Here is a 20606-nt window from a genome sequence, read left to right as displayed (position 1 = left end):
ATGCAGCAGCCAATACGAATTCAACGATCTGTCGAACACCTCGATAGGGCCGACCATGCGGGCTTGAACCCGCTGTCCGCCCAGGGAAAAACGCCATGCACGCTTCCAGCCTCGCCCTGCCCCTGACCCAGCCGCAAGCGGCCAACACCACTGTCAGCAAACGCCTGCCCAGCCCGCACCTGCTCAAGCAGCAGATGCCACTGCCCAGCGAACTGGCCCAGCAAGTCCAGGCCCATCGCCAGGCCATCCGCAACATCCTCGAAGGCCGCGACCCGCGCCTGCTGGTCATCGTCGGCCCGTGCTCGATTCATGACCCACGCTCGGCCCTTGAATACGCCGACCGCCTGGCCGCCCTTGGCCGCGAAGTCAACGACAAGCTGCTGCTGGTGATGCGCGCCTACGTCGAAAAACCACGTACTACAGTGGGCTGGAAAGGCCTTGCCTACGACCCGCACCTCGATGGCAGTGACGACATGCACTCGGGTATCGCCTTGTCTCGCGGGCTGATGCTGAGCATGATCGAACGCGGCCTGCCGATCGCCACCGAGTTGCTGCAACCGATGGCCGCCGGCTACTTCGACGACCTGTTGGCCTGGGCGGCGATCGGCGCACGCACCACCGAATCGCAAATCCACCGCGAAATGGTCAGTGGCCTGGAGCTGCCGGTCGGCTTCAAGAACGGTACGGACGGCGGCATCGCCATCGCCAGCGACGCCATGCGCAGCGCTGCCCACCCGCACCGCCACTTCGGTATGGATGCACAGGGCCACCCGGCGATCATCGAGACCTTGGGCAACCCGGACACACACCTTGTGCTGCGCGGCGGCCACAAAGGCCCGAACCACGATGCCAACAGCATTGCCATAGCCCGTCAGGCGTTGGCCAAGGCCGGCCTGCAGGCACGGATCATGGTCGATTGCAGCCACGCCAACAGCGGCAAGGACCCGGCGCGCCAGCCAGCGGTCTTCAATGATGTGCTGGAACAGCGCCTGGCCGGCGACCGTTCGCTGGTCGGCGTCATGATCGAAGGGCACTTGTTCGATGGCTGCCAGGCGCTGGGCAAGGGCACGCTGAAATACGGTGTGTCGATTACCGACGGCTGCCTGGGCTGGGCCTCGACCGAAACCCTGTTGCGTGAGGCGGCACAAAAACTGTAGGCCGAAGGTTGTAAGCCTGGCGAGACATACCCCGGACAAGTGCGCTAGGCTTGCCTTTTTACCCCCAAGGAGCAGTACCCATGGCCCGTGCAACCGCCCGCCACATTCTGGTCAGCAGCGAAGACAAGTGCAACGAACTCAAAGCCCAGATCGAAGCAGGCGCCGACTTCGCTGAAATCGCCAAAGCCAACTCCACCTGCCCGTCCAGCCGTCAGGGCGGTGACCTGGGCTCGTTCGGCCCAGGCCAGATGGTCAAGGAATTCGACACCGTGGTCTTCAGCGCACCGGTCAACACCGTGCAAGGCCCGGTGAAGACCCAGTTCGGCTACCACCTGCTGGAAGTGACCAGCCGCCAGGACTGATTCACCCCTCCCGGTGATCAGCCCCCCTGTGGGAGCGGGTTTACCCGCGAAGAGGCCAGACCAGACAACCTCGTTGCCTGCTCCGACGCATTCGCGGGTAAACCCGCTCCCACAAGTATTGTGGGGGCTTGTATTTTCGTGCATGGGCTTTACGGTCCAGGCCGCTCCCACCCACGCCCTCACGGTCTACGGTGAAGCCCCCCGCTACGCCGCCAGCTTCCGGCATTTCGACTATGTAAACCCCAACGCCCCCAAGGGCGGCATCTTGCGCCGCTCGGCCATCGAGATCGGCCAGTTCGACCATATCCTTCCCTATATCGACAAAGGCATCGGTGTCAGCGAAGTCGATGGCCTGCTGTACGCGCCACTGGCGGTACGCTCGTACGATGAACCCTATACCGTTTACGGCCTGATCGCCCGGCGCATGGAGCGCGGCCCCAATGATGAGTGGCTACGTTTCGACCTCGACCCACGCGCCACCTTCGCCGATGGCAGGCCGGTGCGCGCCGAAGACGTTCGTTTCACCTTCGAACTGCTGATGAGCAAGGGCAGCCTCAAGTACCGTACCCAGTTTGCCGACGTGGCCGGCGTGACCGTGGAAAACCTGCACAGCGTGCGATTCGACTTGAAGCCCGAGCACGGCCGCACCCTGGCGCTGGACCTCGCCAGCCTGCCGGTAATGCCCGAGCACGACCTGCAGCAGCGCGACTTTGCCAACGGTGCCGGCTTCGACAAGCCAGTCGGCAGCGGGCCATACCGAATCGGGCGCATCGACAACGGCCGCAGCATCACCTTCGAACGCGACCCGGCATGGTGGGCACGTGACCTGCCCGCCAGCCGTGGCCGCTACAATTTCGACAAGCTGCGCATCGAGTACTTCGGCGACACCGAAGTGGCGCGCCAGGTACTCAAAGGCGGTGGCTACGACTACAACCGCGAGTTCTCCGCCACGGCCTACACCTTGGGCTACAACGGTGCGCAACTGGACGACGGCCGCCTGCAGCGCGCCCACCTGGGCCCGGCCAAACCGCAGGTGGCTCAGGGTTTTGTGTTCAACCTCGACCAGCCGCAGTTCAAGGACCGCCGTGTGCGGCAGGCGCTGGGTATGTTATGGGACTTCGAGTGGAGCAACCGGCAGATGATGCGCAACCTGTACATCCGCCAGCAAAGCGTGTTCTCCAATACGCCGTTGGCCGCTCGCCAGTTGCCGGATGCGGGCGAGTTGAAGCTGCTCGCCCCCTTGCGCGGCCAAGTGCCAGATGAAGTGTTCACCACGGTGTTCACTGCCCCGGTCACCGACGGCTCGGGGATCATCCGTAAACAGCAGTTGCAGGCCCTGGCCCTGCTCGAACAAGCCGGCTGGCACCCCGAAGGCGACCGCCTGGTCAATAGCCAGGGCACGCCGCTGGCGTTCACGTTCCTCAATGGCCAGGCGGGCCTTGAACGCCTGCTGCTGCCGTGGAAGCGCAACCTGGCCCAGATCGGCGTTACCCTGAACATCCGCAACGTCGACTCGGCCCAGTACGTCAACCGGCTGATGGCGCGCGATTACGACATGATCGTCACCGGCTACCCGGTCACCCTGTCGCCGGGTGCCGAGTTGTACAACTACTTTGGCTCGGCGGCCGCTCACGACCCCGGCTCGAACAACCTGATGGTCCTGCAGGACCCGGCCGTGGACCACCTGATCGACGGCCTGGTCCGCGCCGACACCCAAGCCGACATGCTGCGCCACGCCCATGCCCTGGACCGCGTGCTGCAATGGAATTACTACTGGATCCCCAACTATTACCCGCCGGGCAGCTCCACCGTCTGGTGGAACCGCTTCGGCCTGCCCAAGGTCCAGGCCACCTATGACGAAGGCCTGGACACCTGGTGGGAGGTAAGCCCTACCCCGCTGACCAACGCGCAGATGGCCGAACACCGGAAGGCCTCGCCATGACCGCTTATATCCTGCGCCGTCTGTTGCTGATCATCCCGACGCTGCTGGCAATCCTGCTGGTCAATTTCGCCATCGTCCAGGCCGCGCCGGGTGGCCCGGTGGAACAAGCCGTGGCGCGCCTGCAGGGCATCGGTGGCGGCGCACCCGGCTCTCGAGCTGAAGTGGTCCATGGCGAATCCCGGGCCACACGCGGCCTGGACCCAAAACTGATCGAGGAGATCAAGCGCCAGTATGGCTTCGACAAATCCGCCCCCGAGCGGCTTTGGTTGATGCTCGGCCAATATGCCCGGCTGGACTTTGGCAACAGCTTCTTCCGCGGCGCCAAAGTCACCGACCTGATTCTCGACAAGTTGCCGGTCACCCTGTCGCTGGGCTTCTGGGCCACGCTGATCACCTACCTGGTGTCGATTCCGCTGGGCATCCGCAAGGCGATGCGCCACGGCAGCCGCTTCGATGCCTGGAGCAGCGCGTTGATCGTGATCGGTTACGCCCTGCCTTCGTTCCTGTTCGCCCTGCTGCTGATCGTCCTGTTTGCCGGCGGCACTTCGCTCAACTGGTTCCCGGTGCGCGGCCTGGTCTCGGACAATTTCGACGAGCTCAGCCTGCTGGGCAAGGTCGCCGACTACTTCTGGCACCTGGTGCTGCCGGTCGCGGCCCTGGTGATCGGTGGGTTCGCCACCCTCACGCTGTTGACCAAGAATGCCTTCCTCGACGAGGTTTCCCGCCAATACGTGGTCACTGCCCGGGCCAAGGGCCTCAGCGAACGCCGCGTGCTGTATGGCCATGTGTTGCGCAACGCCATGCTGCTGGTGGTGGCCGGGCTGCCACAGGCGCTGATCACCGTGTTCTTTGCCGGCTCGTTGCTGATCGAGGTGATCTTCTCGCTCGACGGCCTGGGCCGCATGAGCTATGAGGCCGCCGTGTCGCGGGATTACCCGGTGGTGTTCGGCACGCTGTTCATCTTCACCCTGGCGGGCCTGCTGATTCGCCTGATCGGGGACCTGTCTTACACCCTGCTCGACCCGCGCATCGACTTCGATACGAGGGCGCACTGATGCTATCGCCCCTGTCGCGCCGTCGCCTGCAACGTTTTCGCCGCCACCGCCTGGGCTGGGTGTCGCTGTGGTTGTTTGCCGGCCTTCTGCTGCTGAGCCTTTGCGCCGAACTGGTGGCCAACGACAAACCACTGCTGCTGGGCTACAAGGGCAATTTGTACGTTCCGGCGCTCAAACGCTATACCGAGCAGCAGTTCGGCGGGCAACTGCCGTTTCAGCCCGACTACCGCAGCGCCTATGTGCGCCAACTGATCGCTGAACAGGGTGGCTGGATGCTGTTCGCACCTATCCCGTTCAGTGCCGACACACCAAATTACGACCTGCAGGTGCCCACCCCCAGTCCGCCCAGTGCCAGCAACTGGCTAGGCACCGACGACCAAGGCCGTGACGTGCTGGCGCGGGTGCTTTATGGCACGCGGGTATCGCTGCTGTTCGCCTTTGCCCTGACCGTGGTCAGTGTGCTCATTGGCGTGGCGGCGGGCGCCCTGCAAGGCTACCACGGGGGCTGGGTCGACCTGCTCGGCCAGCGGTTGCTGGAGGTATGGTCGGGGTTGCCAGTGTTGTATCTGTTGATCATCCTCAGCGGTTTCGTCGAGCCGGATTTCTGGTGGTTGCTGGGGATCATGGCGCTGTTCTCCTGGCTGACCCTGGTCGACGTCGTGCGCGCCGAGTTCCTGCGTGGGCGCAACCTGGAGTATGTAAAGGCAGCGCGGGCGTTGGGGTTACCGGACAGTCAGGTGATGTTGCGGCATATCTTGCCCAATGCCATGAATGCCACGCTGACCTATGTGCCGTTCATGCTGACCGGGGCGATCACCACACTGACCGCGCTGGACTTTCTGGGCTTTGGCATGCCAGCGGGCAGCGCCTCGCTGGGCGAGTTGGTGACCCAGGGCAAGCAGCACCTGGAGGCACCGTGGTTGGGCTTTACCGCGTTCTTTGCGCTGGCGGTGATCCTGTCACTGCTGGTGTTTATCGGGGATGCCTTGCGTGAGGCGTTTGACCCCCGACGATGAGTTTTCAGGCCTGGCCTTTTCGCGGGCTTGTGCCAATACATGATTCAGGATGTTCACCCATGCACGACAGCGACAGCCTCAAGGACTACCCCCAGGTACGGCAACTGGCGATCCGCTCACTGTTCGAGATCATTGAGCAGTCCAGCGAGGGCACGGTGATCGTCGACCGCCAGGCACGCATCGTCTGGATGAACGAACGCTACGCCCGACGCTTTGGCCTGGCCGACGCTGCCAGTGCCATCGGCCAGCCCTGCGAAACGGTAATCCCCGGCAGCCTGATGCGCGACGTGGTGAGCAATGGCCGGCCCATCCTGCTGGACATGCTCGACACGCCGAACGAGCCGTTGGTGGTCATGCGCCTGCCCATCCACGATGACCAGGGCGCGCTGATCGGCGCCATTGGCTTTGCCCTGTTCGACGAACTGCGCAGCCTGTCGCCGCTGCTCAAGCGCTACGCCAGCATGCAGCAGGAACTGGCCTCGACCCGCTCGCAACTGCGCGCCCGCCAGGCCAAATACAGCTTCGCCCAGTTCGTAGGCAGCAGCGCGCCCAGCCTGGAAGCCAAACGACGCGCCCGGCGTGGCGCCGGCAGTGATTCGCCCGTGTTGCTGCTGGGCGAAACCGGCACCGGCAAGGAGCTGCTGGCCCACGCCATTCACGCAGCGTCGGCACGGGCACACAAAGCTTTTGTCAGCATCAACAGCGCAGCCATCCCGGAGACGCTGCTGGAAGCCGAATTCTTCGGTACTGCGCCGGGTGCCTTTACCGGCGCCGACCGCAAGGGCCGCAGCGGCAAGCTGCAACTGGCCGAAGGCGGCACGCTGTTCCTCGACGAGATCGGCGACATGCCGCTGGCCCTGCAGAGCAAGCTGCTGCGGGTGCTGCAGGAAAAGGAATACGAACCGGTCGGGTCGAACCAGATGCTGCGCAGCGATGTGCGCATCATTGCCGCCACCTCCATCGACCTGCAGGCTGCCATGGCCCGCGGGGCCTTCCGCGCCGACCTGTACTACCGGCTGAATGTGCTGCCGATCGATGTTCCGCCGTTGCGGCAACGGCTGGAGGACCTGCCCGCGCTGTGCGAGGCCATATTGGCTGAGCTGGGCAGCCAGTACGAGTTGGAAGCTGAAGCGCAGCAACTGCTGGCCAGGCATGCGTGGCCGGGGAACATTCGCGAGCTGCGCAATGTGCTGGAGCGCGCGACCCTGCTGGCGGATCAGCCCCGGTTGGGGGTTGCGGACCTGCGTGCGGCATTGGGGCCATTGAGCCCGCTGGCTGAAGCGCCCGTGCGGCAGAGCTACCGTGAGGCCTGCGAGGCCTTTGAACGCGGCCTGATTGCCGGGGCGCTGGCCGAACAGGGGGGAAACGTGCCAGAGGCAGCAGCAGCCTTAGGGCTGGGGCGGTCGACGCTGTACAAGAAGATGGCGGCACTTGGTCTCTGATTGGAGACTTTTGTTTCTGATTTGAGATTACCGCCAGAGCTCCGCCCTTAACCACAGGCAAGCCAGCGATGGGCTGTAAGGCAGCCCATGGCGTCTCTGAATGTAGACACAGACTTCTAACAAAACCCTTTAACCCTTACAAATCAGCCAGTTACATAGTTGGCACGATTCCCGCTATCTCCTGCTCAACGATAAAAACAAGACTCACCCAGGAGACCCACCCCGATGACCGTGCTCATCGCACTCGCTGCTTTGGCCTTGCTGATGCTGGCCGCCTACCGCGGTTACAGCGTAATCCTCTTCGCCCCCATCGCCGCCCTCGGCGCTGTCCTGCTCACCGACCCTGCCGCCGTCGCCCCTGCGTTCACGGGGGTGTTCATGGAAAAAATGGTCGGTTTCATCAAACTGTACTTCCCGGTATTCCTGCTGGGGGCGGTGTTCGGCAAGCTGATCGAGCTGTCCGGCTTCTCCCGCTCGATCGTCGCCGCGGCCATCCGCCTGCTCGGCACCCGCCAGGCGATGCTGGTCATCGTACTGGTCTGTGCCCTGCTCACTTACGGCGGTGTTTCGCTGTTCGTGGTGGTGTTCGCGGTGTACCCGTTCGCCGCCGAAATGTTCCGCCAGAGCAACATCCCCAAACGCCTGATCCCGGCCACCATCGCCCTGGGCGCATTCTCGTTCACCATGGACGCCTTGCCCGGCACCCCACAGATCCAGAACATCATCCCCAGCACCTTCTTCAACACCACCGCCTGGGCCGCACCGTGGCTGGGCCTGATCGGCACGCTGTTCGTGTTCTTTACCGGCATGGCCTACCTGCAGCGCCAGCGCAACAAGGCCCAGCGCGCCGGTGAAGGTTATGGCACCGACTTGCGCAACGAACCGGAAACCGCTGCCGACCTGAGCCTGCCCAACCCTTGGCTGGCGCTGTCGCCGCTGATACTGGTGGGGGTGATGAACCTGGTGTTCACCCACTGGATACCGCATTGGTACGGCCCCAGTCACAGCCTGCAATTGCCAGGCATGAGTGCACCGGTACAAAGCGACGTGACCAAGCTGACGGCCATCTGGGCTGTGCAGGCCGCGTTGCTGGTGGGCATCCTGATGGTCCTGGTGTGCGCCTTTGGCGCCATTCGTACACGCCTGGCCGAAGGCACCAAAAGCGCGGTGGGTGGTGCCTTGCTGGCAGCCATGAACACCGCTTCGGAATACGGCTTTGGCGCGGTAATCGCCTCGCTGCCGGGTTTTCTGGTGCTGGCCGATGCCCTGCGCAGCATCCCCAACCCCTTGGTGAACGAAGCCATCACCGTGACCTTGCTGGCCGGCATCACTGGCTCCGCTTCGGGCGGCATGAGCATCGCCTTGGCAGCCATGGGCGACACGTTCATCGCCGCCGCCCACGCGGCCGATATCCCGCTGGAAGTGCTACACCGGGTAGCGGCCATGGCCAGCGGTGGCATGGACACCCTGCCGCACAACGGCGCGGTGATCACCTTGCTGGCGGTGACCGGCCTCACCCACCGCGAGGCCTACAAGGACATTTTTGGTATTACCCTGATCAAGACCCTGGCGGTGTTCGTGGTCATCGCCACGTTCTACGCCACTGGCATCGTCTAAGGAGCATTGCATGACCCTTGAAGGCAAAACTGCACTCGTCACCGGTTCCACCAGCGGCATTGGCCTGGGCATCGCCCAGGTATTGGCCCGGGCTGGCGCCAACATCGTGCTCAACGGCTTTGGTGACCCGGGCCCCGCCATGGCGGAAATTGCCCGGCACGGGGTGAAGGTTGTGCACCACCCGGCCGACCTGTCGGATGTGGTCCAGATCGAGGCCTTGTTCAACCTGGCCGAACGCGAGTTCGGCGGCGTCGACATCCTGGTCAACAACGCCGGTATCCAGCATGTGGCACCGGTTGAGCAGTTCCCGCCAGAAAGCTGGGACAAGATCATCGCCCTGAACCTGTCGGCCGTATTCCATGGCACGCGCCTGGCGCTGCCGGGCATGCGCACGCGCAACTGGGGGCGCATCATCAATATCGCTTCGGTGCATGGCCTGGTCGGCTCGATTGGCAAGGCAGCCTACGTGGCAGCCAAGCATGGTGTGATCGGCCTGACCAAGGTGGTCGGCCTGGAAACCGCCACCAGTCATGTCACCTGCAATGCCATATGCCCGGGCTGGGTGCTGACACCGCTGGTGCAAAAGCAGATCGACGATCGTGCGGCCAAGGGTGGCGATCGGCTGCAAGCGCAGCACGATCTGCTGGCAGAAAAGCAACCATCGCTGGCCTTCGTCACCCCCGAACACCTCGGCGAGCTGGTACTCTTCCTGTGCAGCGAGGCCGGTAGCCAGGTTCGCGGCGCCGCCTGGAACGTCGATGGTGGCTGGTTGGCCCAGTGACGGGCGACCTGGGCCTGGCGACGGCCCCGCATTCGTTTATCAGCAAGGAGGCCTTATGCGCCCTACCCCAATGACCGCGATTCTGGCCCTGAGCCTGGCCGCCGCCGCACCTGCGATGGCCGCCAGCCTGAAGGACATCGCGCCCTACCCCGAGGCGGAAAAAGGCTTCACCCGGCAGGTTATCCACCTGCCGGCCCAGGCCGACGAGTCGGCCTATAAACTGGAAATCCTCGCTGGCAAGACGCTGCAGGTCGACTGCAATCGTCAGCGCCTGGGCGGCAACCTGGAAGCACGCACCCTGGAAGGCTGGGGCTACAATTACTACCGCCTGGACAACGTCAGCGGCCCGGCCAGCACGCTGATGGCCTGCCCGGACGGCAAGAAGACCGAGGCCTTCGTGCCGGTGGTCGGCGATGGCTTCCTGCTGCGCTACAACAGCAAGCTGCCGGTGGTGGTGTATGTGCCCAAGGATGTCGAAGTGCGCTACCGCGTGTGGTCGGCATCGCAGGATGTGCAGAAGGCTAAAGTAGAGTAGGCAGGACCGCTTTCTCTGCAGGGTCAGCCTATACGCCACACAAGGCTGATCCTGCCCTGAGCCTGCTTTTGTTCCGGTAAAGGAGATTCGGCATGAACGATGTGCTCTGGCGCCCGTCCACAACGCAGATCGAGGCCAGCCGGATGGATGCCTTCCGCCGCCGGGTCAACCTGCGCTACAACCTGCAACTCAACGACTACCAGGCCCTGCACGGCTGGAGCATCGAACAGCGCAGCGCCTTCTGGCAAACCCTTGCCGAGTACTTCCACGTGCATTGGCATACCCCACCCAGCCAGGTGCTCAGCGAAGGGCCGCAAATGCCCGATGCGCAATGGTTCGCCAATGCCACCCTGAACTTTGCCGAACACCTGCTGCGCCGCCGCGACGACCGCCCGGCCGTGGTCGCCGTACGCGAAGATGGCCAGCGCGAAGTATTCACCCATGCCGAACTGGCCGCACAGGTGGCCGGGCTGCAAACGGCGTTCAAGGCTGCAGGTATCGTCCCGGGCGACCGGGTAGCCGCCATCATGCCCAATACCTGGCAAACACTGGTGGCCATGCTCGCCTGCACCAGCCTTGGCGCGGTCTGGTCTACCTCCTCGCCCGAGTTCGGCGTGCACGGCATCATCGACCGCTTCGGCCAGATCGAACCCAAGCTGCTGATCGTCTGCGCCGGTTACCAGTATGCGGGCAAGGCCATCGACCAGGTGACCAAGGTCAACCAGGTGTGCGCGCAGTTGCCTGGCCTGGAGCAACTGATCGTGGTGCCCCATACCCGCAAAGGCACGCGTGCCGATGAATTCCAGGCAGCCAACGTCAGCCTGTGGGATGACTTCTTCCAGCCTGGCGGCGAGCCCCGTTTCACCCCGCTACCGTTCGACCACCCGCTGTACATCCTCTATTCCAGTGGCACCACCGGCGTGCCCAAGTGCATTGTCCATCGCGCCGGAGGCGTGCTGTTGCAACACCTCAAGGAACACGGCCTGCACAACGACCTGAAGGCCGATGACGTGCTGTTCTACTACACCACCTGCGGCTGGATGATGTGGAACTGGCTGGCCAGCGGCCTGGCGGTGGGTGCCACGCTGGTGCTGTACGACGGCTCGCCGTTCCACCCGGGCCCCGAGCGCCTTCTGGACCTGATAGAGGCCGAAGGCATCCACGCCTTCGGCACCAGCGCCAAGTACCTGGCGGCACTGGAGCAGGCAGGCCTGGAACCTGCCAACAGCCACTGCCTGACCAGCCTGCGGCTGCTGCTGTCCACCGGTTCGCCGCTGTCACCGCACAGCTATGACTATGTGTACGACAAGATCAAGGCCGACCTGTGGCTCGTGTCCATGTCGGGCGGCACGGACATTGTCTCCTGCTTCGTGCTGGGCAACCCGACCCTGCCTGTGCGTCGCGGCGAAATCCAGTGCAAGGGCCTGGGTATGGCGGTGGAGGTGTGGAACGAGCAGGGTCAGCCCGTGGTGGACGAAAAAGGCGAGCTGGTGTGCACGCGCAACTTCCCCTCGATGCCACTCGGTTTCTGGAACGACCCGGACGGTCGCCGTTACCACGATGCCTACTTCAGCCAGTTTCCGGGGGTGTGGGCCCAGGGCGACTACGCGGAGCAGCGTGCCAGCGGGGGCATGGTGATCCACGGTCGCTCCGACGCCGTGCTCAACCCGGGCGGTGTGCGCATTGGCACGGCAGAGATCTACCGCCAGGTGGAAAAGGTCGAACAGGTTGTGGAAAGCGTGGCCATCGGCCAGGACTGGAACGGGGATGTGCGGGTGGTGCTGTTCGTGCGCCTGCAAGACGGCCTGCAGCTGGATGAAGCCTTGCGCCAGCACATCCGTCAGGTGATACGCCAGTACACCACGCCCCGCCATGTGCCGGCGGTGATCGCCCAGGTCAGCGACATACCGCGCACCATCAGTGGCAAGCTGGTGGAACTGGCGATTCGCGATGTGGTGCATGGGCGGCCGGTGAAGAACACCGATGCCCTGGCCAACCCGGAGGCGCTGGAGCAGTTTCGCGATCGCGCTGAGCTGAAGAGCTGACATTCATCGCGGCCATTTGGGCGCGATCGCTTCAACGGGATTCAATCAGGCATAATGCCGCCTTTTTCCCCGATGCACAGGTAGCCCATGAAAGCCCAAGCCCGCCACATTCTGGTCAAGACCGCTGACGAAGCCGAAAAGCTCAAGCAGCGCATCGCCAACGGCGAGGCTTTCGACGTGCTCGCGAAAAAGTTCTCTCTTTGCCCATCCGGCAAGCGTGGTGGTGACTTGGGCGAAATTCGCCCGGGGCAGATGGTCGGCGCCATCGACCAGGTGATCTTCAAGAAGCCTCTGCGAGTGGTACACGGGCCGATCAAGAGCAAATTCGGCTACCACCTGGTGCAAACGTTCTACCGCGACTAATGCGCTAGCCCTTTGCCACCTGACATTTTTGCCAGTTGTGGTCGTGACGCACTCCTCTATACAACCCCGGTAACCCTGTGCACCACACGTGGTGCGCAGGTCTCCCTGGAGAATGGAGGATTTCCTGATGCGTCTACGCCTGATGCTGACCCTGGGTTCGCTCCCGCTGCTGGGGATGGCCTCGCCCGCTGCACACGCGGCTTGTACCTTCTCACCCGGCCCGGGTAACGACACCTACACCTGTGACAGCGGCACTGCGCCCTCGCTGGTGGACACCAGCGGTGATAACCGCCTGGTATTCCCGGCATCCGGTAGCGGCGCCATCACCGGCGACGTAACCTTTGGCGCCGGCCCAGACAGCATCGACATGGCCTCTGGCAGCGTCGGCGGAAACGTCAACCAAGGCGCTGGCATTGATGACTTCGCCATGAGCGGCGGCGTCATCGAAGGCAACCTCAACCAGGGTGATGGCCTGGACACCTTTCACATGACCGGTGGCTGGATCAAGGGCACGTTCGACAGCGGCGACTATGCCGAAATGGACGACGGGCGTATCGGCAACGTCAACATGCGGCTGGACGAGAACACCTTCATCATGCGTGGCGGCAGCGTCGACCGGAACGTCATCGCGGCCTTCGACAAGGACTACATCGAAGTCTTCGAGGGCAACATCGGCGGCAACATCAGCGTCAGCGGTGGCGATGACCAGGTGCTGGTGCACGGTGGCCAGGTTGGCGGCGATGTGTTGCTGAGCACTGGCAACGACCGCTTCACCTGGGACGGTGGCCGTATTGGCGGGCGCGTGGATGCCGGGCCAGGTGATGACACGGCACTGCTCAAAGGCCTTACGCCCGAGGTGCTGAGTATCACGTTGGACGGCGGCGGAGGTAACGACAGCCTGACGTTCGATGCCAGCCAGCCGGCAGGCGGTGCCCACTATGTGAACTGGGAGCGCGTGGCGCTGAACAACGGCAGCCGGCTGGCACTGGATGACACGCTGGTACTGGGCGACAGTGACAGCAGCACGGGCAGCCTCACCCTCGACGCCAGCAGCAGCATCACTTCACGCCAAGGGGTGATCACTGCGTTTGCCCCAGGCCAGCGCGCCGCAATCAGCAACGCAGGCACACTTGACCTCACCGCCGGCAATGATGCCATGGGCCGCTTGCGCATCGAGGGCGATTACACCGGCAACAACGGCACCCTGCGCCTGAACAGCGTGCTGGCCGGCGATGGCGCTGCTTCCGATCGCCTGGTGATCAGCCGCGGCGCCATCGCCGGCTCTACCCAGGTGCTCATCAACAACCTCAACGGCGCAGGTGCGGCGACTGCCCAGAACGGCATCCAGGTGGTCGAAGCCCGTGACGGCGCCACCAGTACGGCCACCGCCTTTGTTCAGACCCAAAGGCTATCGGCCGGTGCCTACGACTATCGGTTGTTCAAAGGGGGCGTCACTGCCGGCAGTGAAAACAGCTGGTACCTGCGCTCGACGCTGGTTGCGCCACCCGCGCCAGCCCCTGTGCCGGCACCGGGCGAGCCGCCAGTGATCGCCCCGGCCGTCACCCTGCCCGTCGCTGCGCCAGCGCCCGGCCAGGCCGAGCTGCCGGCGCCGGTGCAGGGCCAAAGCCTGCCGCTGTACCGCCCCGAGGTCCCGGTGTATGCCGCAGCGCCGCGGGGGGCCGCGATCATCGCCCGCCAGGCACTGGGCACCTTCCACCAACGCCAGGGCGACCAGCTGTTACTGCAGGGTGAGAGCGCCCTCCCCGCCAGCTGGGGGCAAGCCTACGGCGGCACGCTGCGCCAGCAATGGAGCGGCACGGTCAGCCCGAGCCTGGATGGCGACCTGTACGGTTTCAAGGTGGGCCAGGACCTGTATGCCAAGGTTGGCGAGAACGGTTACCGCCAGCATGTCGGTATCTACGTAAGCCATAGCCGCCTGGACGCCGACGTCAAAGGGTTTGCTCTGGCCGTTCACGACCGCAGGGTGGGCGACCTGAAGCTCGATGGCGATAGCGTGGGCACCTACTGGACGCTGGTCGGGCCACAGGGCGCGTACCTGGACGCGGTGTTGCAGTACACCCGCCTGGATGGCCGCGCCCGCTCCGATCGTGGCGACACGCTGAACCTCGACGGCCACGCCTGGACAGCTTCACTGGAATCGGGCTACCCCATCACCCTGTCCGAGCACTGGCGCGTGGAACCGCAAGCTCAGCTGATTGCGCAAAAGGTCGCGCTGGACAGCGCCAGCGACAGCGTCTCGCGCATCAGTCATGACGCCCAGGGCGAGCTGACCGGCCGTTTGGGCCTGCGCCTGGAGGGTGCGTTCACGGGGAGCAGCGGGCGCCTGTTGCAGCCTTTTGCGCAGGTCAACCTGTGGCACGGCGACGGTGGGCGCGACACCTTGACCTTCGATGACGCTGACAAGATCAAGACCGATTACCGCTATACCTCAGTGCAACTGGAAAGCGGTGTGGTAGCGCAGGTCAACGAAGCGCTGAGCCTGCATGGCGGCGTGCAGTACACCGCCAACCTGGACAGCCGCCAGCAGGAAGCCAGCGGCGTGAACCTGGGCGTGCGCTGGCAGTTCTAGCGGCGCGCAGCCAGCAGACCGAGACCCGCGCAGCCCAGCAAGGACGCGCTGACCCGGTTGAACATCCGGCGTGGGCCGGGCTGGCTGAACCAACGCTGCATGTAGGCGCCCAGGCCTGAGTAGATGGCGATGGCCGCCCATTCCAGCAGCAGGAACAACACACCCAGCCAAAGGAACTGCTCACTTACCGGGGTGCTGCTACCGACCGAGACGAACTGCGGCAGGAAGGCGGTGAAGATCAGGATGGCCTTGGGGTTGCCAGCCGCCACCCAGAACTCCTGGCGCGCCAGGCGCCAAGTGCCGCCTGGGTGATCGCTTGCCACCACGGTCTCGCTCACGGGGGCGCGCCACAGTTGCCAGGCGATGTAGAACAGGTAGGCCGCGCCCACCACCTTGATGGCCAGGAACAGGTATTCGCTGGTATGCAACACCACTGCCAGGCCCATCGCTGCCAGGGCGATCATGCCGCAGAAGGCAAGGATACGGCCGGCGCCGGCTACGCAGGCGGTGCGCAGGCCGTAACGGCTGGCGTTGTGCAGTGACAACAGGTTGTTAGGCCCTGGCGCCATGTTCAAGGCGAAGCAGGCAGGGATGAAAAGCAGCAGGCTTGAAAGGTCCATTCTCGTTTTCCTCTGACAACAGCCCTCTATTTCGGCGCGTTCCGGGCCCTGCGGTCAAGTAACAGCCAGCGATAAAAACTGTACGGGTTCACGGTACCTGTTACCCTGCCGGCAATACCGAGGAGCCTGTAATGCCCCGTTCCCACGCCGACCTGTGGCGCGATCCGGCTCTGGCACATGTCGAAAGCCGGCGCGCCTGTCACAGCCGGGCCTGCTACAAGGCCCACAGCCACCCGACGTTTTCCATCGGTGCGGTGGATGCTGGCCGCAGCCATTTCACCGGGGCTGCCGACGGGCAGCAACACTTGGCGCCCGGCACGCTGGTACTGGTTCCGGCCCACCGCGTGCATGCCTGCAACCCGGCCCCCGGCCTGGCGTGGAGCTATCAGATGCTGCATGTGGATGCCGACTGGCTGACGCAGTTACGCCTGGAGTCGGGTCTTGGCGGTATCGAAGCTGGCGAACCGGTGCGTATCTGCAGGGAGGCCGAGGTATATCGGCAGTTCTGCGCGCTGAACAGGTTACTGTTTTCCAGTGCCTGCAACGGCGAGAAAGATGCGGCGCTGATTGCCTTTCTGGGGGACCTGGATTTTTCCGCGCACCCACCGCTGGCAGCGGCCCCCGCCCTGCAAGCCGCCACCTTGAGCGGGTTGCTTGCACGCATCGAACACCAGGACCCTGCGCAATTGAGCCTGGAGGTGTTGGCGCGGGAGGCCGGGCTGGGGCGCTATCAGCTGATCCGCGCGTTTCGTGCGGCTACCGGGTTCACGCCGCATGCCTACCTGCTCAATGCCCGGGTCAACCGTGGGCGGCAACTGTTGAGTGAAGGGCTGGCCCTGGCGGAAGTGGCCTACCAGCTTGGCTTTGCTGACCAGAGCCATTTCCAGCGGGTGTTCAAGGCCCATGTGGGGGTTACGCCGGGGCAGTACCGCGGAAACTGAAACCTGCTGCATATGCAATATTGTTCAATACGCCAGAACGGGCCCGGCAGCAGACTGCGGTTTTTTCCGTAGAGCAGCCCCTAATGCAACAATTCATGATCATCGCCCTGGCCCACTTCCTTGCCCTGCTCTCACCTGGCCCGGACTTTTTCCTGGTCGCACGCAACGCGATCAGCAGCGGCTGGCGCATCGCCAGCGGCGCCTGTCTGGGCATAGCGCTGGCCAATGGCGCGTTCATCGTCATCGCCTTCACCGGGCTTTCGGTACTGCAGCAGGGCAGCCTGCTGTTCAGCGCCCTGCAGCTGGCCGGCGCCAGCTACCTGCTGTACATCGGCGTGCTGTTCCTGCGCCATGCCGGGCAAACCAGCCTGGGCACAGTCGCCGGCAGCCAGCGGGTTCATGGCTGGTGGCGCAGTTTGGGCATGGGCTTCCTATCTGGCATCCTCAACCCCAAGAACGCGCTGTTCTATGCCAGCCTGGCCAGCATGGTCGCCAGCGTCAGCCCCGGCTGGAAAACGGCCTACGCGCTATGGATGTTCAGCATCGTCCTGCTCTGGGACTTGCTGGTCGCCGTGGCCATCGGCAACCAGCGGGTATTGCGGCGCTTCGCCCGCAGCCTGGCGTGGCTGGAGCGAGCCTCGGGGGTCATGCTGGTGATGTTGGCGGGGGCGTTGTTGCTGCATCTGGCCCGGGGCTGACTTGTTGCAAGGTGCGCATGTCGACCAAGGTGAAATGGCCGCTGGCCCAGCCCCCCGTGTCCAGGTGCCACACATTGCCCAGCAGCTTGGCCTCCAGCACCGGGGTGTGGCCGACCAGCAGGGCTCGCAGGCCCTGCACCGGTTGGGTGTCTCCCTCTTTCAGGCGCCGACGTGACCACTGGCACACTTGGCGCACTTCAGGGTCGTCATCCAGTTCCAGCCAGGAGCGTAAGTCTGTCCAGTCGGCGAACGGGCTGTCTGCATGCAGCAGGCCTACCAGACCGTCCGCACTCTCCACTTCCATGGCAATCGGCAACTGCTCGAAACGCTCCACGAAACGCAGTTGCTCGCGCCGCGGCAAGTCGAGGAACCAACCACCCCCGGCGGCGCGGTACATGCCCAGGTCGAGCCGCCCACCGCGCACGCGGGTGATTGCCAAGGCCTCATGATTGCCCTGGACGGCATGGAACCACGGCTGGGCCAGCCATTCCAGCGCTGCCTCGCTGTGCGGCCCACGGTCGACCAGGTCACCTACGCTGAACAGGCGGTCCACCGCCGGATCGAACCCTACCGCATCCAGGCATTGTTGCAGGCGCTGGAAGTGGCCATGGATATCGCCCACGGCCAGATCCCGTCCCCGGATATTGGCGATCATCCGCCGAAACCGTGCCATTACAGTGTTCCTCCGCTGGTAGCACCCTGCCCGCCTTCGCGCGGGCCGTGCGCATGGCGCTGTCACTGGACAGCATGGCACAAGGTACCGTGGCTGCGCAGGTTGGGAGGCGTTTTGCTGCGCACCCCAGGCTTCCTGAAAAACCCTTCACTGGAACAGGCGTTGGTGCCGGTAGTATGCTCGGCACGTCAATCTTCACCAGGGAATGGTTCTGATGAAACTGTGCGCCGTACAACTGGCGTCGCTCAAGGGCGATTTGCCAGGCAACCTCCAGCGCCATCTGGTTTGCATCGAGCAGGCTGCGGCCCTGGGTGCCGAACTGGTGGTGTTCCCCGAGCTGTCGCTGACCGGCTATGAGCCGAGTGTGGCGCGCCAGGCCGCCCTGCCCGTCACCTCCGCGCGCCTGGACCCGCTGCAGGCAGCCTGCGACCGCCTGGGCATTACGGTTGCCGTGGGCCTGCCATTGCCGACGCCCGACGGCATACGCATCGGCATGCCCATCTTCTGCCCTGAAGCGCCGCGCCAGGCCTATGCCAAGCAGCGCTTGCATGATGATGAACTGCCTTACTTCACCCCAGGTGATCAGGCATTGCTGCTGGAGGTGGGTGAACACCGGGTGGCGCCGGCGATCTGCTACGAATCGATGTTCCTGGCGCATGCCGCCGTTGCCCGCGAGCGCGGTGCCGACCTGTACCTGGTCAGCGTTGCGAAAACCGCCAAGGGTATCCGCGAGGGATATGCGCACTACCCAGAGGTGGCACGCGAGCTGGGCATACCGGTATTGATGGCCAACTGCGTGGGGCCGGCCGACACCTTCATCGGTGCCGGCGGTTCTGCTGCATGGGACAGCCAGGGGCACTTGCTGGCCAGCCTGGATGACCACAGTGAAGGGCTGATCGTACTCGACACCCGCAGTGCCAGCGCGATCACCCTGCCCTTGAACCTGCACCCTGCATGATCTATCTGTTTCTAGCGTTGCTGAGTTACGCCTGCACCTACTGCCTGGTCGGTTTGCTGATTCAGGGTCAACTTGCCGATGTGGCCGAGGGTTTGCGCCATCGGCCCGATGCGCCTACGCCCGGCGAGTACCTGCGTGAGGTCGGGCCCCGCGCACGTCAGGCCCGGCGGCAATACACCCTGATCGCCGGTTCGGTGCTGGCTGTGCTGGCCTGCCTGATCGCCAGCTGGTTCGGTTGACGCCTTACAGGTCCAGTGCCAGGCTTTGCCGCCCTTCCAGCGCCAACAGATACTGTTTGGCCGCCAGGCCACCGGCAAAGCCGGTCAGGCTGCCCGACGCGCCGATTACCCGGTGACAGGGGGCGATGATCGAAATCGGGTTGCGGCCATTGGCAGCGCCTACCGCGCGTACCGCCCTGGGGTTGCCGAGCTGCCGGGCAATGTCGCTGTAGCTGCGGGTCTCGCCGAACGGTATCGCCAGCAATGCGGCCCACACCTGGCGCTGGAACTCAGTACCGGCAAAGTCCAGGGCCAGCTCGAAACGCTGGCGCTTGCCGTCAAAGTACTCACCCAGCTGGCGAGCGGTTTCCCGCAATACCGGGCACTGGTCGTCCCGGTGCAGTGCGCCCAGGCGTACGCGGTTTTCCCGCTCCTCTTCCCACAATACGGCTGCCAGGCAATTGCCACGGGCCACTAGGGTCAGCATGCCGACGGGCGATGGCATGATCGTGAATGCGCTGGACATAGCGGGCTCCTGCAAGTTGCGATCGGCCCACTGTACGCATCCACAGTCTTTCATGCACCCGCTTTCTTGCTCAGTTCATTGCGCAGCCGGCAATGTGCCGCGCCTGGCTGAGCGTGACCTTGGGTATCAGCTCAGCGGGAATGCGTGATGTTGCCGACAGGTTGTAGACGTGGAAATGCTCGCTGACCACTTCCCTGGCCATCAGCTTCAACGACGGCAGGATGCGGCTGTCCCAATGCTGGTCGAGTCCGCACGGCGAAGACGGGCCCTGGCCGTCCTCGTAAAAGCGCCCGACGCTCTGGTCGAGGTCTACCCCCACCAGCAACACTTCCTCGAAGCCCAGGTGATAGGCCAACTGCAAGGCCACATAAGCCACCGTGCGGGCATCGAAAAAGCCATGGGCCATGTCTTTACTGAAGGCAATCGAGCGGCTGCGTTTGCTCCACAGTGCCCGGTTGCACACGCAACTGTCACCATGGCCGCGCAAACCGTCCAGCAGGCTCGGCATGTCGGCTTTGTGCAAGGCATAACACTGGGTGTGGGCTGGCACATCGGCACGCGCATACTGCTCTGGCCACAGGGCCAGGCGTTCGCTGTCGCGCACGGCAGTGGCGAACAAGGCCGGCTGTTGCTGGCAAAAGCTTTTGTCGGTGCACACGTAGAAGAAGGGTTTGATGCCGTGTTCGGCGGTCATGGCGACCGACCCATTCATGGCGATGATGGGCAAGTGCGCAAACTCGCCCAGCGGAAAATGTTTGGCAGAAGCGCCGGAGGCAAGGATCACCACGGGGCCCTGCTGGGAATTGCGACACGCCTCGAAACCGGAGAACGCCCCGCGTTCAGCGCTTGGCTGCGACGGAAGTGTGTTCATCAATGGCATCTTTAACTGGACAGTACAAACCACAATACTGATCCGTGTATATGCCGTGGCCGCTTTTACCTAACTTTACCTGGGTGAACTCAAGTCAACCGCCATTCCCTTGTTTGGCGGGGTTTTGGGGCTGCTGAGCGCGCGGGCAAAGCCCCCGCCAGCAACAAGATGGGGCGCAAGGCGCCCCCAGGCATCG

Annotated in this window: 20 protein-coding genes; 16 read left to right on the top strand and 4 right to left on the bottom strand. The window is 64.0% G+C overall.

What is annotated here, in order from left to right; translation table 11 throughout:
• Positions 1–95: 95 nt before the first annotated feature.
• The 12 genes from C4Q27_RS25785 to C4Q27_RS25730 all read left to right on the top strand — a co-directional run bounded on the left by C4Q27_RS25785 (position 96) and on the right by C4Q27_RS25730 (position 14905).
• Positions 96–1157, top strand: a complete 1062-nt coding sequence (locus tag C4Q27_RS25785; protein ID WP_104887578.1) for a 3-deoxy-7-phosphoheptulonate synthase — start codon at positions 96–98, stop codon at positions 1155–1157.
• A gap of 80 nt (positions 1158–1237) precedes the next feature.
• Positions 1238–1519, top strand: coding sequence for a peptidylprolyl isomerase (locus C4Q27_RS25780; RefSeq protein ID WP_003248318.1), 282 nt, complete (start codon positions 1238–1240; stop codon positions 1517–1519).
• A 142-nt stretch (positions 1520–1661) separates the two neighbouring features.
• Positions 1662–3461, top strand: a complete 1800-nt coding sequence (locus C4Q27_RS25775) for an extracellular solute-binding protein (RefSeq protein ID WP_104887577.1) — start codon at positions 1662–1664, stop codon at positions 3459–3461.
• Positions 3458–4516: a microcin C ABC transporter permease YejB gene (locus C4Q27_RS25770; RefSeq protein ID WP_104887576.1), complete on the top strand. Its 1059-nt coding sequence runs from the start codon at positions 3458–3460 to the stop codon at positions 4514–4516. Before C4Q27_RS25775 ends, C4Q27_RS25770 begins: the two co-directional genes overlap by 4 nt.
• Positions 4516–5532 carry an ABC transporter permease gene (locus tag C4Q27_RS25765; protein ID WP_020190943.1) on the top strand — a complete coding sequence of 339 codons (1017 nt, stop codon included), beginning with the start codon at positions 4516–4518 and terminating at the stop codon, positions 5530–5532. The genes C4Q27_RS25770 and C4Q27_RS25765 overlap by 1 nt, the downstream gene beginning before the upstream one ends.
• 59 nt (positions 5533–5591) lie before the next feature.
• Positions 5592–6974: a sigma-54-dependent Fis family transcriptional regulator gene (locus C4Q27_RS25760; RefSeq protein WP_104887575.1), complete on the top strand. Its 1383-nt coding sequence runs from the start codon at positions 5592–5594 to the stop codon at positions 6972–6974.
• 225 nt (positions 6975–7199) lie between these two features.
• The gene (locus C4Q27_RS25755; RefSeq protein WP_010953973.1) at positions 7200–8591 is read left to right on the top strand and encodes a GntP family permease; all 1392 of its coding nucleotides are present in this window, start codon (positions 7200–7202) and stop codon (positions 8589–8591) included.
• Positions 8592–8601: 10 nt separating this feature from the next.
• Positions 8602–9372, top strand: a complete 771-nt coding sequence (gene hbdH, locus C4Q27_RS25750) for a 3-hydroxybutyrate dehydrogenase (protein ID WP_010953972.1) — start codon at positions 8602–8604, stop codon at positions 9370–9372.
• A 55-nt stretch (positions 9373–9427) separates the two neighbouring features.
• Entirely contained in the window at positions 9428–9907 is a 480-nt protein-coding gene (gene eco / locus C4Q27_RS25745) for a serine protease inhibitor ecotin (protein WP_012052429.1), read from the top strand.
• A gap of 92 nt (positions 9908–9999) precedes the next feature.
• Positions 10000–11952, top strand: a complete 1953-nt coding sequence (locus tag C4Q27_RS25740; protein ID WP_104887574.1) for an acetoacetate--CoA ligase — start codon at positions 10000–10002, stop codon at positions 11950–11952.
• Between the two features lie 87 nt (positions 11953–12039).
• A complete protein-coding gene (locus C4Q27_RS25735) occupies positions 12040–12315 on the top strand; it encodes a peptidylprolyl isomerase (protein ID WP_010953969.1) in 276 nt (91 codons plus the stop codon).
• A 112-nt stretch (positions 12316–12427) separates the two neighbouring features.
• Complete coding sequence (locus C4Q27_RS25730; protein WP_104887573.1) at positions 12428–14905, top strand: autotransporter outer membrane beta-barrel domain-containing protein; 2478 nt, start codon at positions 12428–12430, stop codon at positions 14903–14905.
• On the opposite strand, the gene C4Q27_RS25725 is transcribed toward C4Q27_RS25730, so the two are convergent.
• Positions 14902–15525: a LysE family translocator gene (locus C4Q27_RS25725; protein ID WP_012052432.1), complete on the bottom strand. Its 624-nt coding sequence runs from the start codon at positions 15523–15525 to the stop codon at positions 14902–14904. The two genes, C4Q27_RS25730 and C4Q27_RS25725, sit on opposite strands and share 4 nt — an antisense overlap.
• Positions 15526–15656: 131 nt before the next feature.
• On the opposite strand from C4Q27_RS25725, the gene C4Q27_RS25720 reads away from it, so the two are divergent.
• Together C4Q27_RS25720 and C4Q27_RS25715 are read left to right on the top strand one after the other, a co-directional pair.
• Positions 15657–16466, top strand: coding sequence for an AraC family transcriptional regulator (locus tag C4Q27_RS25720; RefSeq protein ID WP_020192415.1), 810 nt, complete (start codon positions 15657–15659; stop codon positions 16464–16466).
• An 83-nt stretch (positions 16467–16549) separates the two neighbouring features.
• Positions 16550–17164 (top strand): LysE family translocator, encoded by a 615-nt coding sequence (locus tag C4Q27_RS25715; RefSeq protein ID WP_104887572.1) that lies wholly within the window; start codon positions 16550–16552, stop codon positions 17162–17164.
• Here C4Q27_RS25715 and C4Q27_RS25710 read toward each other — a convergent pair.
• Positions 17112–17837, bottom strand: coding sequence for a serine/threonine protein phosphatase (locus C4Q27_RS25710; RefSeq protein ID WP_010953919.1), 726 nt, complete (start codon positions 17835–17837; stop codon positions 17112–17114). The genes C4Q27_RS25715 and C4Q27_RS25710 overlap by 53 nt on opposite strands.
• A 214-nt stretch (positions 17838–18051) precedes the next feature.
• Between C4Q27_RS25710 and C4Q27_RS25705 the strand changes: the two genes are divergently transcribed.
• Both C4Q27_RS25705 and C4Q27_RS25700 read left to right on the top strand, forming a co-directional pair.
• Positions 18052–18795 (top strand): carbon-nitrogen hydrolase family protein, encoded by a 744-nt coding sequence (locus C4Q27_RS25705; protein ID WP_104887571.1) that lies wholly within the window; start codon positions 18052–18054, stop codon positions 18793–18795.
• The gene (locus tag C4Q27_RS25700) at positions 18792–19034 is read left to right on the top strand and encodes a hypothetical protein (protein ID WP_064490582.1); all 243 of its coding nucleotides are present in this window, start codon (positions 18792–18794) and stop codon (positions 19032–19034) included. Before C4Q27_RS25705 ends, C4Q27_RS25700 begins: the two co-directional genes overlap by 4 nt.
• Positions 19035–19038: 4 nt before the next feature.
• Here C4Q27_RS25700 and C4Q27_RS25695 read toward each other — a convergent pair whose 3' ends face one another.
• Both C4Q27_RS25695 and C4Q27_RS25690 read right to left on the bottom strand, forming a co-directional pair.
• A complete protein-coding gene (locus tag C4Q27_RS25695) occupies positions 19039–19539 on the bottom strand; it encodes a methylated-DNA--[protein]-cysteine S-methyltransferase (RefSeq protein ID WP_004576657.1) in 501 nt (166 codons plus the stop codon).
• A gap of 70 nt (positions 19540–19609) precedes the next feature.
• Complete coding sequence (locus C4Q27_RS25690) at positions 19610–20410, bottom strand: hypothetical protein (protein ID WP_064490583.1); 801 nt, start codon at positions 20408–20410, stop codon at positions 19610–19612.
• Positions 20411–20606 lie beyond the last annotated feature (196 nt).

The sequence above is a fragment of the Pseudomonas sp. SWI36 genome, from assembly GCF_002948105.1.
GTDB classification, from domain to species: domain Bacteria; phylum Pseudomonadota; class Gammaproteobacteria; order Pseudomonadales; family Pseudomonadaceae; genus Aquipseudomonas; species Aquipseudomonas alloputida.
The sequence above is the reverse complement of the archived record's forward strand: the minus strand, read 5'-3'. Positions and strand labels throughout refer to the sequence as shown.